This window comes from Bacillus sp. BK450, from assembly GCF_004364885.1.
Taxonomy (GTDB): domain Bacteria; phylum Bacillota; class Bacilli; order Bacillales; family Bacillaceae; genus Bacillus; species Bacillus safensis.
On record NZ_SOBQ01000001.1, the window covers coordinates 553,905 to 568,331 of the forward strand.

Genomic DNA, 14,427 nt, shown 5'->3' on the forward strand with positions numbered 1-14,427 from the left:
TGACCGGAGAAATACAAAAATGAAAGGAAAAAGAGAGCCTGTTGTCACAAGACTCTCTTTTAAATTCGTTATTCTCTTATTTGTCCTTGACCACGAATGACAAATTTTTCAGACGTTAAGGCTGGCAGACCCATTGGCCCTCTTGCATGAAGTTTTTGCGTACTAATACCTATTTCCGCTCCATAGCCAAATTCAAAGCCATCTGTGAAACGAGTAGAGGCATTATGATAAACAGCGGCAGCATCGACTGCTGTTAAGAAAAGGGCTGCATGCTCATCGTTTTCCGTAATGATCGCTTCAGAGTGCTTAGAGCTATATGTTTGAATATGCTGAATCGCTTGTTCTATGTTTTCTACAATTTTAATACTGACGATCGGTGCTAAAAACTCCGTTGCATAGTCCTCATTTGTCGCTAATGCAGCACTAGGAGCAAGCGCGCAAACGGCTTCATCACCGCGTATTTCTACCCCATTGGATTGAAGGGCTTCAAATAAAGAAGCACCGTAGTTGTTTGCCCATTTTTTATGAATGACAATGCTCTCGATCGCATTACAAACTGAAGGTCTTTGAGTTTTGGCATTGAGCACAATCCGCTCAGCCATTTCGTTTTTCGCTGTTTCATCAATGTAGATATGACAATTTCCTGCACCTGTTTCAAGCACCGGCACAGTTGACTCTCTCACGACAAGATCAATTAAATTCTTCCCGCCGCGCGGAATGAGGACATCCAGGTATTCATTTAAAGTGAACAGCGTTTTCGCCGTTTCACGGCCTGTGTCTTCAATCAATTGCACACTGTCTACTGGAATATCCGTCGTATGAAGCGCTTCATGAATCACCTTTACAATTGCTTTATTACTATGAATAGCAGAGGAGCTTCCGCGCAGAATCACAGCATTCCCAGTTTTCAAGCAAAGGGTCGCAGCATCGACTGTCACGTTTGGTCTTGCTTCATAAATCATTCCAACCGTTCCAAGCGGTACACGAACCTTTTCGATGAACAGACCGTTTTCTTTCTGAATGGTTTCTAACGTTTCACCAATTGGATCTTTTAGCTGAATGAGTTGAAGGGTCGCATCTGCAATGGCTTCAATTCTCTCTTTTGTGAGTGTGATCCGGTCAATGACAGATGGCGTGAACTGCTTTTCCTCAGCAGCCTGAACATCCTTTTGGTTCTCTTCTATTAAATAAGCTGAAGATGCTTTTAGTGCACTGGCAATGGCGTGCAGGGCAGCGTTTTTTTGTTCCGTCGTTTTTAGAAGCAGCTGATCTTTGGCTGCACTTGTTTTTTTTGCTTTTTCAAGAACTTCATTCATCGTATTCCCTCCTTAGTTTTGTACATGCTGTACCCAGTGATCTCGGTGTATGACCTCAGGCTTCTCTTTTGCAAGCTCGTCACTTCGCATTCCTTTAATGCCGAGAAGCTCATCGGAGGCGTACAAGGTTTGTCCTTTACCAACTAATCCGTTTGGACCGACGACTTCTACGACTTCTCCTTTAGAAAAGTCACCAGCGACATCAATGACTCCTGCCGGAAGAAGGCTTCTGCCATTATGCAAAATCGCCGCTTCCGCTCCTGCATCAATCATGATCTTCCCAGAGACCGGTGAGTGGAATTGAATCCATTGACGGCGGTTGTTCACAGCTGATAAATCCTGTTCACCGATATACGTTCCGTCGCCTTGACCCGCAAGAATGCTAAGCAGCTTGTCTTCTCCAGTGCCTGTGCCAATGAAGACTTTCACGCCAAGTGAAAGTGCCGTTTGTGCAGCTGCGAGCTTCGATTTCATTCCGCCTGTTCCAACCTTTGAACCGGTGCTCTTTGCATATGAAAACAATTCTTCTGAAATGTGGGTCAGGACATCAAATCGCTTCGCCTCAGGATGCTCATTTGGATTTGCATCATAAATGCCATTGATGTCTGTTAATATGATCAATTGGTCTGCATGGATTAATCCACTGACAAGAGCTGACAGCATGTCATTATCCCCAAAGGTAAGCTCCTCGATGGAGACTGAATCATTTTCGTTTATGATCGGCAAGATTTTTCTTTCAAGCAGCTCCATCATCGTTGCGTACGCATTTCGATATCTTGTTCGATCTGAAAAGTCATTACGTGTTAAAAGCATTTGAGCAGGTGTCATATGAAACTGTGAAAAAAGCTCTGTATATTTCTGCATTAACAAACCCTGACCAACGGCAGCGGCTGCCTGTTTCCCCTTTAAGGTCACAGGTCTTGATGGATAGCCTAAACTGCCAAATCCTGCTGCAACGGCTCCTGATGAAATTAAAATGATTTCATGACCTGCTTCTTTGAGCTTTGCTATGGCTCTTACATGATCCTGCATCTTTTGTTCATCAATGGCTCCTTTTTGCTCTGTTAATGAACTGCTGCCAATTTTTATGACGATCCTTTGCTTTTTCATCCTTGATTCCCTCCGCTATACCTTTAGGCACAAAAAAATCCCTATCTCTCCTTATGTAAAGGACGAAAAGGGATTTTCCGTGGTACCACCTTCATTGAATAAGCATGCGATCTGCTTATTCCACTCAACTCCTGTAACGCCAGGCACGCGCTTAGATTTTTCCTCTAAGGCTCAAAGGGCAGGTTCAGCAGCTGTCTGCGGCAAATGTTTCAGCACATCATTTGCTCTCTTTACGCATCAGTTCCTGCTTACTATTCCTTTTCAACGCTCGTTAATTTTTTTATATTATCACCAATTGCTAAAGAAAAGTCAAGCGGTCAATTAAAGACAATCGTTTTATTCTCATGAACAATAATGCGATCTTCAAGGTGCCATTTGACAGCACGTGCAAGCACACTGCGCTCAATTGTCCGGCCAATATTTTTTAGGGCTTCCGCATCATCCCGGTGATCGACCCGCTCAATATCCTGTTCAATGATCGGGCCTTCGTCTAAATCATTGGTGACATAATGAGAAGTCGCACCAATTAATTTGACTCCCCGCTCATATGCCCGCTTGTATGGGTTTGCACCAATAAACGCTGGCAGGAAGGAATGATGAATATTAATGATTTTGTTCGGATGCTCTTCAATGAATCCAGGCGTTAAAATTTGCATGTATCTAGCAAGCACAACCACATCAATGTCGTACTCTTCTAATAAGGCGAGCTGCTCTTTTTCAGCTTCTTTGCGAATGTCTTTGTTCGCCTTTACAAAATGGAATGGGATTCCAAGCGATTCTACTGTATCTTTTGCCGTTTCATGATTGCTGATCACAACTGCGATTTCAGCCATTAAATTTCCGCTTTGCCATTCCCACAGCAGCTCATGCAGACAATGAAGCTCTTTTGAGACAAAGATTGCCAGCTTTTTAAGCTCACTTGCACGCGACATGCTCCACGTCATTTGAAATGAGGCTGCGATTGGCTCAAAACTATTTTTCAATTGATCCATATTCGCCGAGATGTCTTTCCAATCAAATTCAATTCTTAAAAAGAACCGGCCGCTTTCATGATCGGTTGTGTATTGGCTCGATTCAATGATGTTCGCTCCGTGCTCAAATAAAAAGGAAGAAACAGCTGATACAATACCAGGCTGATCTGGGCAGCTGACAAGTAATCTGCCTTTTTGCTCGTGCTTTTGTCTGTGTAATTCAAGTTTCTCTGTAATCAATGTTCTCATGTATCATGACCTCATTTGCGTTTTCATTCTAATGAAATATTATACTGGACTGGAAAGAGAAAAAGCAATGAAGAGTCTATTTTTTATTGAATATTCATTCAATTCTGCACCTAGCGTGATATAATGTGAGTAGACCTTTTATCACAAAAGGAGTGATGGAGATGAAAAGCATGACTTTGTTTGGTAAAGTGAGCTTTTGGCTCGGCATCGTATGTCTGATCACAGGTATTTATCTTTTTATGGCCGGTGAGAGACTCATTCCTTTGCTCACATTTGGTGTCTGTTTTCTTCTAGTGAGTCAGCTTTACCGCAAAAATGAAAACGATTCCAATCATCATTCGATGTAACAAAAAAGGGCTAAAATGATTTTTATTTTAGCTCTTTTTCTTCTTTTTCAGCGTGATAGAAAACCACTTATTCAATGATTTTTAACCCGACCGCCGCAGATAAAATCAGTGCGATAAAGAATATACGTTTTGCGTCCTTCGACTCACCGTAAAACAGCATGCCGACAATGGCTCCTCCAGCAGCTCCAATGCCAGTCCAAATGGCGTATGCCGTTCCCATCGGAATTGTATTCATCGCAAGAGAGAGCATGAGAAAGGACAGCGAAAATCCAGCTGCAATGAATAAAATCCATTTGACATGCCGGTCTTTCTGGAATTGATTCATCATGGTGACACAAAGCATTTCTAAAATGCCTGCACCAATGAGTAAAAGCCAGCTCATGATTCAGTCTCTCCTTTCTTTTCACCTGTGGTTAGTTTAAGTCCTAATACACCGCTTAAAAGCACCATGATTAAAAGTAATTTCACTAGCTGTACTGGCTCTCCCAGTACCATACCTACTATGACAGTACCTGCTGTCCCAAGTCCGGTGAAAACGGCATAAAGTGTGCCAACTGGCAGTACAGTCGTGGCTTTCAGGAGTAAATAAAAGCTGACGACAATACAAACGATGGTTGCGGCCCATTCCAATAAAGAGTCAGCATATTTCAACCCCATCACCCAGCCGACTTCAAAGATCGCCGCAATCAAGACATTTCCCCATTTCATCTAATCCCTTCCTTTCTGAACGATTCCAAGCAACAAAAAAAGCCCGGAAATCGATCGTTTGATCAAATCTCCCGGGCTTTTATCCCTCCGTGTCCATACGGTCTATTGTCTAGACCCTATGTGTTTTCTCTCGGTCCAGACTGCGCCACCCGCACGGAACCCTAGAAAACCATTTCTTAATAAGCAGATCTGACTTAAAGCAGATTCTGTGTGTCAAAATTGTATCACACCCCGAAATACCGGTCTACCGCTTAGCTTCCCACATGCAAATATACTTGTTCATTTTTCGAAAGAATTTTTATGGAACCGCCGTATACTAAGTGTTAGAAACAGGTCAACTGATAAAGAAGATTTGCGGGCTGTTTTCGCGTGCTGCGAACTGAAGGGAAATGAGCGTATATGACAATCCATTTATTTTTTATGACATTGACGATCAAGCGTAAATACAAGGACATGGAGACCGTACTTTACGAACAAGAAGTTGAAGCATTTTATGAAGAAATGAAACAGAAGCAGCTAAAATATATGAACTAAAACAGGAATGAGAAAAGGAGGAGATTGACATGTTTATGATGCTTGATTGTAAACAGGATCTATACCGCATTCCTTAAAGCAATTGATACGTCAATGATCGCTGATATAATGAAATCAGATTGATGCGATGAACGTTCAACCTTAGGATGATGTATTTACAGATCATCCGTCGTATCCCAAACAATGCTGAAAAACATTTTATAGAAAATCAAGAGGTGGCTTCATATGATGATGACCGATGAACAAAAACATGAATTTTATCAAGCACTTGTTGACAAGAATCCGCAATATGACGGCACATTCTTTGCCTGTATTAAGACAACTGGTATCTTCTGTCATGCCACATGTACGGCCAGAAAGCCAAAATTTGAAAACTGTGAGTTTTTCTTTACAGCGGAGGAAGCACTGCTGGCAGGGTATCGCCCGTGCAAGCGCTGCACACCATTAACATACCCTAACAGCATTCCTGAAGAAGTCAAAACACTCGTTTCAGCAGTAGAAAAAAATCCTGAAAAACGCTGGAAGGAAGAGGACTTCCGCCAATTAGGGATTCACTCTGCCACAGCTCGAAGAAAGTTTAAAGACATTTACGGCATGACCTTTGTTCAATATGCAAGATCACGCCGAATGGGACTTGCCTTTAAAGAAATTTTGAACGGAAAAAAAGTAATCGATCAGCAGGTCACTTTCGGCTATGAATCTTCAAGTGCCTTCAATGATGCATTTACGAAAATCATGGGAAATCCTCCTAAAAAAGCGCAGATTCACATTCTCTATGCTAATTTTATTTCCACACCGATCGGGCGAATGATGAGTGTGACAGATGCCACACATGTGTATTTACTGGAGTTTATGGACAGGCGGGGACTCGAAAAAGAAATTGAAACATTAAGAAAGAAACATCATGCCCGCATTTTAGTTGGAGAAACAAACGTCCATCAGCAATTAGCAAAGGAATTGGCCTTATATTTTGAGAAAAAGCTGACCAAGTTTACTGTACCGCTTTCTTTACATGGCACCCCTTTTCAAATGAAGGTGTGGGACCAGCTCTCACGCATTCCAGCAGGCGAAACGAGATCCTATCGAGATTTAGCCACGAAACTGGGCGATCCGCATTTGGTTCGTGCCGTTGGTAATGCAAATGGTGCCAATCAATTGGCGATTATCATTCCCTGCCACCGCGTGATTCAAACAAGTGGTGAGCTTGGAGGCTACGGCGGAGGGATTGAACGGAAGAAATATTTGCTTCAGTTAGAACAGCGTGCATAAAAAAAAACGGCTCTGCTTATTCGGTAAGCGAGCCGTTTTCTCCGTTACGGGTGATGCTGTATACATCAATGATTTGGTCCCATTTTGAAATGGTTTTTTCTTTTTTCATGCCCATTTTTAAAGCGACCTTCACCGACGCTTCATTCTCAGGACGAATTAGGCTGACCATCCGTCTGACCTTCATTTCTTCAAATCCATAGGTAAGGCAGCCTTTTGCAGCCTCAGCAGCATAGCCATTCCCCCACGCCGCTTTCTTTAGCATATAGCCAATCTCAAGCTCGGTTTGTCCTTCAATGTTTTGCAGGACAATGCCGCTTTGTCCAAGTCGTTCATTTGTTTTTTTATCTTCAATGATCCATAGCGAGGTGTGGTACATGCGGTCATTTTTTTGATTCCATGCAATCCACTCTTTTGTCTGCTGTTCATCCTTCAAAGAAGGATAATACTTCATCACTTCTTCATCCTGAAACAGCTCGTCATATAAAAATGACGCATCATGTTCATTCATCGTTCTCAGTTTCAGGCGCTCTGTTTCAAATACTGTTCTTGTTTGAACTGTCATTGATGATCCCCCCTTTTTTACTTGCTAAAAATATCTCCGAACAATCCATTTGAATCTGGGGCAAAGTAATGGAAGCCCGCACCGGTTAAACTTGCAGCCAGCGCTGTCCACATCATTAAACTGACAGTCATCCACACCGCAACTTGCTTTCTTTTCGTTCCAAAGCTCATGCACATCAAGGCTGCTAAATGACTGCCGATGATAAAAGGTCCTATGAGTGCTAACCCAGGCAGACCGTATCGTTCCCAAATTTTTCTCGCGCGCAGCTGCTTTTTCTCTCCTTTTTCATCACCTTTTTCCTCTTTTCTTTTTAACCACCATGCTTTAAACCGGTCCACGAACACAATGAGAAGCAAGACTGTCAAAAAGTTGCCGATGAATCCAATCAAGGCCGTTGTCACAGGATGCAGCCCACTTAAGATTGCGAATGGAACGACACCAATCACTTCAAAAAAAGGCAAGGCAGCCAATACAAAAACGAGTACATATCCCCATACGATATCCAAAAACAGAACCCCTTTTCATTTTTGTCCTCTCCCCATTGTAATGAAAAAGACAATTCCATTTCTACATTTTTTTAGAAAAAGAAAAGCACATCGGATAGGATGTGCTCAGTTTACATTCGTATTTTCATTTTTCTTATTTGTCCGGCGCAGTACAATGAATATAAGCCCTATTAAAATCACAATAGATAGAAGACTTTGCAGCAAAATCACACTTGGTGACGTCCAGCCAATCCATTCGAAGATAAGCTGCGGTCCGAAAAAGATCATCGGAATCAATGAAACGACATTCGCCTTTAAAATTGCATTAAATACAACGATACATAGCAGCATGAGCAAAATGACGCCCCACCTCTGGCCAGAAGTAAGGACAAGTAGTGGTGTGCCGACTTTTTGATCCAATAGTTTGATTGTGACCATCGCTGTCAGCTGAAAGATTCCTAACATCCAAAAGTAGAGAAATACCCGGCTGCTTGTTTGAAAGGCGGACGCTCTAAACATCACAATGATCATGATGACATTGGCCACTAAAACGAGCGGATATCCAATCAAAGCAAACCAAGAATAGGATAAGTTTTGGCTGATTGCATCTGCTAAAATCATGTAAAAAAGCGATCCAATTAAGAAAGCACTGACAAACGGCACCCAGTCTTTATGGTTTCCTGACAGCTCTTTTGCCAGTTCATCAGCATAGCTCCGCGGATCTCCGCCGAACACATCCTCACCTGTTTTGCCGTCTTTTTCAGCCTCAACCGCATGTGCTGTCAGTTCGTCCATCAGCTCATCGATTTCATCCTGATTTTTTCCCTTTGATATGAGATAAAGTTGCAGCTCTAGTAGAATGTGTCTTGTTTCTTTTGATACCATAATCTCACTTCCCTTTTTGTAATAAGCGGTTTACATTTTTTGAAAGCTCATTCCAGCGGTCAATAAACTCTGTGAGCGCTTGTTCTCCCGCTTGTGTGAGCGTATAGTATTTCCTTTTCGGGCCGGTCACTGACGCTTTTGTTACGGTGGTCACCAGCTGGTCCTTTTGCATACGCAGCAAAATCGGATAGATACTGCCTTCACTTATTTGATCAAACCCATAATGCGCGAGCTTCTTCGTCATTTCATACCCATAAATTTCGCCCTCAGAAATAATCGACAGCAGGCAGCCTTCTAAAATTCCTTTTAGCATTTGTGTGGATGTTGTCATGATTGTTCCTCCGATTCCAGTACCTTGCATCACAAGATAGCTTTATCTTACCACACACTATCTTGCCATGCAAGATAGTGGCACAGAAAAAAATCACCGCTTAAAGGGTGATTTTTACGCCCAAGGTTTATCTGTCCCAAGTGCGTCAGCAAGCGCCTTACTATGCTTTCGGCGGCTTTTTCTTTCCTCTGCCCGCTGCTTCGCTGTTTGATGAAGCATGATTTCTTCCTCTGTTTCCGGCATCACCTGCGGGACTCGTTTAGGCTTTCCGTTTTCATCTAATGAGACAAATGTCAGAAATGAAGTTGCTGCGAGTCTGCGTTCTCCAGACATCAAGTTTTCTTTAATGACTTTGACGAACACTTCCATAGAAGACGTACCCACCCATGTGACATAGGATTCCAAGCATACGGACTCCTTTTGTCCAATCGGCTCTAAAAAGTCAACAGAATCCATTGAAGCTGTGACCGTTTCACTGCGGCTGTGTCTTGCAGCCGAGATGGAGGCAATGTCATCTATATAACTCATTAATTTCCCGCCAAATAACGTTTGGTGGTTATTCGTATCAAGAGGGAATACCCTGCTTGTTTTAACAACTTTCGATTCCTTGCAGTATTTGAAATTTTCTTCACTCATCATCATAGCTCCTTCTTGCTGTTTTCGTGGATGCGGAACGACTTTTATTAAACACTATTCTTTTAGGTTTGTCTAAACTTTTTGCTTTAGTCTTATGTGAGAGATTTTCTTTCGGAAATGTTTCAACCATGGCTAGAAGAAGGAATAATAGAACTATGAATGAACAAGGAGGCCATTTAATGGATTCTATGAGAGCAGAGCAATTATACAAAATGCCGCAATGCATGAGTGAATACGACAATTTAGAAGAAGTTCTTTTATGCAGTCCTATTTATATGGAAATCAAACAAATTATTAACGCAACCCAGAAACATTTTGCGAAAGAAAATATTTCTCAAATGAAAGCAGTCGCTCAGCATAAGCAATTGATCCAAACCCTTAAAGATCATCAAGTACGGCCCATCCTGCTCCCGCCGAATGAACGCTTCCCTGAGCAAGTCTTCACTCGGGATATTGGTTTTACGATTGGACATACACTGTTTGTTTCAAGTATGGCCGCTCCGGTTCGGCAAGGGGAAGAACAATACCTAAAAGAATGGGCACAGGCAAAAGGGTGGTCAGCTGTCACTTTGACAGACGGAACGATTGAAGGCGGCGATGTGCTTGTGGATCAGAACCGTGTGTTTGTTGGCACGAGCAAAAGAACTAGTCCAGCCGCTATCTACCAGCTCAAAAAGGAACTGCCGGATCACGACATCATTCCGATTCACCTTCCTCCTGACATTTTGCATCTTGATTGTGTGATGAATATTCTGTCTCATGACGAGATCATCATTTATCCTGAAGCGTTCAAGCAAAAGGATCTCGTGCGGCTCAAAACGTATTATGATTTGATTGAAATCAGCGAACAAGAGCAATTCACACTTGGACCAAATGTTTTATCCATTGGGCAGAAAAAAGTGATCAGCTTGCCCAGCAACCAAGAAACAAATGCTGCGTTAACCGCTCACGGATACACCGTCATTGAAGTGGACTTTTCTGAAATTATTAAATCCGGCGGCTCTTTCAGATGCTGCACATTGCCTATTCGGCGTTCATCTATTAAAAAAGCCAGCATGTAGAACAGCTTGTCTACTTGCTGGCTTTTGTCTAGCTTGTCCTATTTTCTATTATATAAATGACAGGCGACTTCATGTCCTTCTTCCACCGCTTGTAATGCCGGTTTTTTTTCAGCACACACATCCATCGCGGCAGGACATCTTGTTCGAAATACACAGCCGCTTGGCGGGTTCACTGGACTTGGAATTTCTCCTTTTAAAATAAACCTTTTGCGCTTGTCCTCTACGTCAGGATCTGGAATGGGGATTGCAGACAGCAAGGCTTGTGTATATGGGTGAAGCGGTGTTTGATATAATGCATCACTCGTTGTCAATTCGACGAGATGACCTAAATACATGACACCGATCCGGTCACTAATATATTTCACCATCGACAAGTCATGTGCAATAAAGAGAAATGTTAATCCTTCCTCTTTTTGCAGTTTCTTCAGCAGATTTACGACCTGCGCTTGAACGGAGACGTCTAGTGCAGAAATCGGCTCATCTGCCACAATAAATTTTGGCGCTAAGGCAAGTGCTCTTGCAATGCCGATTCTCTGCCTCTGTCCTCCGCTAAATTCGTGCGGATAGCGGGTGGCAAAATCATAGCTTAATCCTACCGCTTCGAGCAGTTCTTTCACGCGCGCAATTCTTTTCTTTTGACTCCCATAAAGCTGATGAATCTCCATTGGTTCCAGCATAATATCTTTTACTGACAGTCTTGGATTTAACGAGGAATACGGATCTTGAAAGACCATTTGCATTTGCCGGTTGAAATCAAATGATTCTTTTTTAGAAAGGTGGTGAAGACTTTTCCCTTCATATAAGGCTTCACCATCTGTTGGTTCATAAAGACGCATGAGCACTTTTCCAAGTGTGGATTTGCCGCAGCCAGACTCACCAACGAGACCAAAGGTTTCACCTTGTTTCAGCTGAAAAGAGACACCATCCAGCGCTTTTAAGGTTCTCCCTTTCGAAAGGTGAAAATGTTTTTTAAGGTTGTTTACTTGTAAAAGTGGTTCAACTGTCATGTATCGCTCCTCCTCTCACTTGGTAAATACCGCCTTGCACCTGCCCATTCCTTTTCATATGAAGTGCCAGAAAGGGAAAGAAGCTCAATTTGTCTGCCGGTTTTAGGCGAATGAAGCATCATCCCGTCCCCAGCGTAGATTCCTACATGGCGGACCGCTCCCTTTCCGTTTTCATTTGCAAAAAACAGCAAGTCGCCTTGTTCTAAATGGCTTGATGTAACGGGCGTTCCTTGAACTGCTTGGTCACTTGCGTCTCTCGGCAAAAGATATCCGCACGCTTTGTACATGCTGTAAGCAAAGCCTGAACAATCATAGCCAAAGCTGCTCATGCCTCCCCATAAATAAGAAAGGCCAATAAATTGTTTTCCTGCGTCTACAACATCTTTGCCGGTCATAGAGAAAGCTTGCGATACTGGGCGTACATCCACTTTGTTGATTTCTCTTATTCCTAATGGGGTGACAACATGAAATTGATCATCTGTTTCTTTGGCTGCTGCCAGCTCTGTTAAAAAGCTAATCTCCATATCAGGTTCCCCGTTTTGATAGAGTGTGGCTTTTTTCTGACAAACGATAAGAGATGCAGCTGACGCACTTCCCTTTACTTGTTTTAATTGCTCAGCAGGTATATAGCCTGGATAGCCTTGCGGATGTTTCCGGCTGGCCTGCTGTGGTATGACGACTTTCATCCAGCCATCTGTCTCTTCTAATCCAATCACTCGTCCGCCGAGCAGTACTTGAGATTGAATCAAATTTTCTTCACATAAAGCCAGCTTTTCTTCATATGTTTGCTGGTCAATCCATTCTTTGATGTTGATGGAGTCCTGAAGTACCTTTCGATCGATTTCTCGGGGAGACTGCGGCGCTGTCCATACGTTAGCGACTGGAACCGTTGATTCGTATATCATCATGAGACTCCTTTCACCCCTTGAATGCCTAACCCATGATGCAGCGGTAAAAATATATCTTTTCCTTTGTACACGATTCCACCGTCTATCATGTCCTCTTTCAGCATAAGCGGGGCATCAAAATCGCAGCGGGTGATATTCGGCTGGCTTGCGGCGAAATGTGCCGCTGCTGTAATGCCAAGCTTTGACTCAATCATACTGCCAACCATGCACTGAACACCGTATGCTTCGGCAAGGGCATTGATTTTTAATGCTTCTTTTATGCCGCCTGATTTCATTAATTTTAAATTGATCAGATCACAGCTTCTCGTTTCAAGCACCTTGATTGCATCATGAAAACTGAAAATGCTTTCGTCTGCCATGATCAATGGATCAACTGCTTCTGTCACACGGCGCAGACCTTCGATATCTTCTTTCGGCACTGGCTGTTCTACTAGTTCAATATTCAGCGCTTCCATTTTTCGAATGGCTGTGATCGCTTCCTTCCACGTCCAGCCCTGATTGGCGTCGAGCCTGATCTGAATGTCTGGCCCGACTTTTTCTCGAATCCGCTTGATCCGCTGTATATCCGTGTGTATATCATCTTTTCCTACTTTGATCTTTAACGTCTGAAAACCTTCGGCTGCGTATTGCTTCGCATCTTCCGCCATCTCAAGCGGCCGGTTTACACTGACCGTATAGTCGGTTTCAAGCTGATGACGATATCCGCCAAGGTATTGATAAAGCGGAAGTCCTGCCTGCTTTGCTAACCCATCATAAATGGCCATATCGATTGCAGCTTTTGCGCTTGTGTTGCTTGCGAGCACGCGGTTCATAGCAGAAAAGATTTGTTCATACTCTGCCAAGGAAGCCCCGAGCAAAATGGGTCTGATCACTTCACAGATGGCATAGTCGATGCTTTCCAGCGTTTCTCCTGTAATCACCGATGTGGGAACTGCCTCTCCGTAGCTGACGTCACCTTGATCATATGTGATGATGACGATCAGAGATGCTGCGTCATACACCGTTCTTAAAGCGGTTTTGAAAGGCTTTTTTAGCGGTACACTCGTTCTGCATGTACGAACATCGACAATTTTCATTTGATCGCCTCTTTCGCTGCAACGCCTGGAGAAATGTGCAGTTTTTTCCCTGCGGCATCTAGTGCAGCCTGCACGCCCATCGGAAAGGCAAAGTTCGGTGATGAATGACCGATCCGAAAGCCGCCGAGTGCAGGTTTCTTTTGCGGCACAATATAGGTTTCCCACAGCTGTTCCAACGTTAAAGACTGGTCTTTCTTTTTTGGTTCACATTGATGAAAATCTCCAATGATGAATCCAGCCGCATCATCCAATTTTCCAGCAGAGGTGAGGTGCTGCATCATGCGATCGATTTTATAAGGCTCTTCGTCAATATCTTCAATGAACAACAGCTTTCCCTTCGTATCAATTTCAAAAGGTGTCCCAAGTGTTGTCACGATGAGGGCAAGATTCCCTCCTATGATGTCACCTGACACGGTGCCGGGGTAGAAGGTATGAAGAGGTGACAAGTGATGCGTATACGTAAAGGCCTTCGGCGTGAACAGCTGCAAAAAGGTATCCTTCGTATACGGATGAACCTCTTCAAGTCCCACATCAGAGGAAAGCATTGGACCATGAAAGGTCACAAGACCGGTCTGCTGCTGGATGGCCGTATGTAAAAACGTAATGTCACTATAACCCCAAAAGATTTTTGGATTCCGGCGAATGAGGTCATAATCAATGGCTTCCGCAAGTCTTCCAGTTCCGTACCCTCCGCAGGCACAAATAACTGCTTTGACTTCTGGATCTTGAAACATGCCATGAAGATCTTCCACTCTTTCATGATCACGCCCTGCTAAATACCCGTACCGGGAATCGAGATACTTCCCTTTTTTCACCTTCAGCCCAAGGCTCTCTAAAAAGGCAATCCCTTTTGCTAATTTCAATTCATCAGGCGGGCTTGCTGGTGCGATAATCCCCACCGTATCCCCTGTTTGAAGCGCCGCTGGCAGCTGGTTCATGCCAATCCCCTCTTTCTCTTTATTTCTTACAATC

Annotated in this window: 18 protein-coding genes, 1 riboswitch and 1 other annotated feature; of the genes, 4 read left to right on the forward strand and 14 right to left on the reverse strand. The window is 43.3% G+C overall.

What is annotated here, in order from left to right; translation table 11 throughout:
* Positions 1-68: 68 nt before the first annotated feature.
* The 3 genes from EV579_RS02810 to purU form a co-directional block, all read right to left on the reverse strand.
* Positions 69-1,316, reverse strand: a complete 1,248-nt coding sequence (locus EV579_RS02810) for a glutamate-5-semialdehyde dehydrogenase (protein WP_133743896.1) — start codon at positions 1,314-1,316, stop codon at positions 69-71.
* Positions 1,317-1,328: 12 nt separating this feature from the next.
* Positions 1,329-2,426, reverse strand: coding sequence for a glutamate 5-kinase (proB, locus tag EV579_RS02815; RefSeq protein ID WP_133743897.1), 1,098 nt, complete (start codon positions 2,424-2,426; stop codon positions 1,329-1,331).
* Between the two features lie 55 nt (positions 2,427-2,481).
* Positions 2,482-2,700: a binding site (T-box leader), on the reverse strand.
* A gap of 43 nt (positions 2,701-2,743) precedes the next feature.
* Complete coding sequence (gene purU / locus EV579_RS02820) at positions 2,744-3,646, reverse strand: formyltetrahydrofolate deformylase (RefSeq protein WP_024424638.1); 903 nt, start codon at positions 3,644-3,646, stop codon at positions 2,744-2,746.
* A gap of 161 nt (positions 3,647-3,807) precedes the next feature.
* On the opposite strand from purU, the gene EV579_RS02825 reads away from it, so the two are divergent.
* Positions 3,808-3,993 carry a hypothetical protein gene (locus EV579_RS02825; protein ID WP_024424637.1) on the forward strand — a complete coding sequence of 62 codons (186 nt, stop codon included), beginning with the start codon at positions 3,808-3,810 and terminating at the stop codon, positions 3,991-3,993.
* A 67-nt stretch (positions 3,994-4,060) separates the two neighbouring features.
* On the opposite strand, the gene EV579_RS02830 is transcribed toward EV579_RS02825, so the two are convergent.
* Together EV579_RS02830 and EV579_RS02835 are read right to left on the reverse strand one after the other, a co-directional pair.
* The gene (locus EV579_RS02830; RefSeq protein WP_024424636.1) at positions 4,061-4,375 is read right to left on the reverse strand and encodes a DMT family transporter; all 315 of its coding nucleotides are present in this window, start codon (positions 4,373-4,375) and stop codon (positions 4,061-4,063) included.
* The gene (locus EV579_RS02835) at positions 4,372-4,701 is read right to left on the reverse strand and encodes a DMT family transporter (protein ID WP_025092310.1); all 330 of its coding nucleotides are present in this window, start codon (positions 4,699-4,701) and stop codon (positions 4,372-4,374) included. Before EV579_RS02835 ends, EV579_RS02830 begins: the two co-directional genes overlap by 4 nt.
* Positions 4,702-4,767: 66 nt before the next feature.
* Positions 4,768-4,877, reverse strand: a riboswitch (guanidine-I (ykkC/yxkD leader).
* Positions 4,878-5,100: 223 nt separating this feature from the next.
* Between EV579_RS02835 and EV579_RS02840 the strand changes: the two genes are divergently transcribed.
* Together EV579_RS02840 and EV579_RS02845 are read left to right on the forward strand one after the other, a co-directional pair.
* Complete coding sequence (locus tag EV579_RS02840) at positions 5,101-5,235, forward strand: YrzI family small protein (RefSeq protein WP_073204910.1); 135 nt, start codon at positions 5,101-5,103, stop codon at positions 5,233-5,235.
* Between the two features lie 225 nt (positions 5,236-5,460).
* The gene (locus tag EV579_RS02845; RefSeq protein ID WP_025092309.1) at positions 5,461-6,504 is read left to right on the forward strand and encodes a bifunctional transcriptional activator/DNA repair enzyme AdaA; all 1,044 of its coding nucleotides are present in this window, start codon (positions 5,461-5,463) and stop codon (positions 6,502-6,504) included.
* Positions 6,505-6,520: 16 nt separating this feature from the next.
* On the opposite strand, the gene EV579_RS02850 is transcribed toward EV579_RS02845, so the two are convergent.
* The 5 genes from EV579_RS02850 to EV579_RS02870 all read right to left on the reverse strand — a co-directional run bounded on the left by EV579_RS02850 (position 6,521) and on the right by EV579_RS02870 (position 9,403).
* Positions 6,521-7,066: a GNAT family N-acetyltransferase gene (locus EV579_RS02850; protein ID WP_133743898.1), complete on the reverse strand. Its 546-nt coding sequence runs from the start codon at positions 7,064-7,066 to the stop codon at positions 6,521-6,523.
* Positions 7,067-7,083: 17 nt separating this feature from the next.
* Positions 7,084-7,572, reverse strand: a complete 489-nt coding sequence (locus tag EV579_RS02855; protein ID WP_133743899.1) for a small multi-drug export protein — start codon at positions 7,570-7,572, stop codon at positions 7,084-7,086.
* A 105-nt stretch (positions 7,573-7,677) separates the two neighbouring features.
* Positions 7,678-8,436: an HAAS domain-containing protein gene (locus tag EV579_RS02860; protein WP_122631235.1), complete on the reverse strand. Its 759-nt coding sequence runs from the start codon at positions 8,434-8,436 to the stop codon at positions 7,678-7,680.
* A 4-nt stretch (positions 8,437-8,440) separates the two neighbouring features.
* A complete protein-coding gene (locus EV579_RS02865) occupies positions 8,441-8,767 on the reverse strand; it encodes a PadR family transcriptional regulator (RefSeq protein WP_133743900.1) in 327 nt (108 codons plus the stop codon).
* A gap of 114 nt (positions 8,768-8,881) precedes the next feature.
* Entirely contained in the window at positions 8,882-9,403 is a 522-nt protein-coding gene (locus EV579_RS02870) for an acyl-CoA thioesterase (protein ID WP_008346212.1), read from the reverse strand.
* A gap of 179 nt (positions 9,404-9,582) precedes the next feature.
* Between EV579_RS02870 and EV579_RS02875 the strand changes: the two genes are divergently transcribed.
* Complete coding sequence (locus EV579_RS02875; RefSeq protein ID WP_133743901.1) at positions 9,583-10,464, forward strand: dimethylarginine dimethylaminohydrolase family protein; 882 nt, start codon at positions 9,583-9,585, stop codon at positions 10,462-10,464.
* Between the two features lie 38 nt (positions 10,465-10,502).
* Here EV579_RS02875 and EV579_RS02880 read toward each other — a convergent pair whose 3' ends face one another.
* From EV579_RS02880 to EV579_RS02895, 4 genes are read right to left on the reverse strand one after another with little or no spacing between them, the layout of a single operon-like run.
* Positions 10,503-11,471 (reverse strand): ABC transporter ATP-binding protein, encoded by a 969-nt coding sequence (locus tag EV579_RS02880; RefSeq protein WP_024426800.1) that lies wholly within the window; start codon positions 11,469-11,471, stop codon positions 10,503-10,505.
* Positions 11,468-12,376 (reverse strand): C40 family peptidase, encoded by a 909-nt coding sequence (locus EV579_RS02885; RefSeq protein ID WP_133743902.1) that lies wholly within the window; start codon positions 12,374-12,376, stop codon positions 11,468-11,470. The genes EV579_RS02880 and EV579_RS02885 overlap by 4 nt, the downstream gene beginning before the upstream one ends.
* Positions 12,376-13,455 (reverse strand): dipeptide epimerase, encoded by a 1,080-nt coding sequence (locus EV579_RS02890; protein ID WP_024426798.1) that lies wholly within the window; start codon positions 13,453-13,455, stop codon positions 12,376-12,378. Before EV579_RS02890 ends, EV579_RS02885 begins: the two co-directional genes overlap by 1 nt.
* Entirely contained in the window at positions 13,452-14,393 is a 942-nt protein-coding gene (locus EV579_RS02895) for a S66 peptidase family protein (protein WP_025092301.1), read from the reverse strand. The genes EV579_RS02890 and EV579_RS02895 overlap by 4 nt, the downstream gene beginning before the upstream one ends.
* Between the last annotated feature and the right edge of the window lie 34 nt (positions 14,394-14,427).

Excerpts from the sequence above, each read along its gene's own strand:
- EV579_RS02810 (WP_133743896.1), bottom strand. The coding sequence starts at position 1,316 with ATGAATGAAGTTCTTGAAAAAGCAAAAAAAACAAGTGCAGCCAAAGAT.
- EV579_RS02875 (WP_133743901.1), top strand. The coding sequence starts at position 9,583 with ATGGATTCTATGAGAGCAGAGCAATTATACAAAATGCCGCAATGCATG.
- EV579_RS02835 (WP_025092310.1), bottom strand. The coding sequence starts at position 4,701 with ATGAAATGGGGAAATGTCTTGATTGCGGCGATCTTTGAAGTCGGCTGG.
- EV579_RS02865 (WP_133743900.1), bottom strand. The coding sequence starts at position 8,767 with ATGACAACATCCACACAAATGCTAAAAGGAATTTTAGAAGGCTGCCTG.
- proB (WP_133743897.1), bottom strand. The coding sequence starts at position 2,426 with ATGAAAAAGCAAAGGATCGTCATAAAAATTGGCAGCAGTTCATTAACA.
- EV579_RS02885 (WP_133743902.1), bottom strand. The coding sequence starts at position 12,376 with ATGATATACGAATCAACGGTTCCAGTCGCTAACGTATGGACAGCGCCG.
- EV579_RS02845 (WP_025092309.1), top strand. The coding sequence starts at position 5,461 with ATGATGATGACCGATGAACAAAAACATGAATTTTATCAAGCACTTGTT.
- EV579_RS02880 (WP_024426800.1), bottom strand. The coding sequence starts at position 11,471 with ATGACAGTTGAACCACTTTTACAAGTAAACAACCTTAAAAAACATTTT.
- purU (WP_024424638.1), bottom strand. The coding sequence starts at position 3,646 with ATGAGAACATTGATTACAGAGAAACTTGAATTACACAGACAAAAGCAC.
- EV579_RS02870 (WP_008346212.1), bottom strand. The coding sequence starts at position 9,403 with ATGAGTGAAGAAAATTTCAAATACTGCAAGGAATCGAAAGTTGTTAAA.
- EV579_RS02895 (WP_025092301.1), bottom strand. The coding sequence starts at position 14,393 with ATGAACCAGCTGCCAGCGGCGCTTCAAACAGGGGATACGGTGGGGATT.
- EV579_RS02840 (WP_073204910.1), top strand. The coding sequence starts at position 5,101 with ATGACAATCCATTTATTTTTTATGACATTGACGATCAAGCGTAAATAC.
- EV579_RS02860 (WP_122631235.1), bottom strand. The coding sequence starts at position 8,436 with ATGGTATCAAAAGAAACAAGACACATTCTACTAGAGCTGCAACTTTAT.
- EV579_RS02850 (WP_133743898.1), bottom strand. The coding sequence starts at position 7,066 with ATGACAGTTCAAACAAGAACAGTATTTGAAACAGAGCGCCTGAAACTG.
- EV579_RS02890 (WP_024426798.1), bottom strand. The coding sequence starts at position 13,455 with ATGAAAATTGTCGATGTTCGTACATGCAGAACGAGTGTACCGCTAAAA.
- EV579_RS02825 (WP_024424637.1), top strand. The coding sequence starts at position 3,808 with ATGAAAAGCATGACTTTGTTTGGTAAAGTGAGCTTTTGGCTCGGCATC.
- EV579_RS02830 (WP_024424636.1), bottom strand. The coding sequence starts at position 4,375 with ATGAGCTGGCTTTTACTCATTGGTGCAGGCATTTTAGAAATGCTTTGT.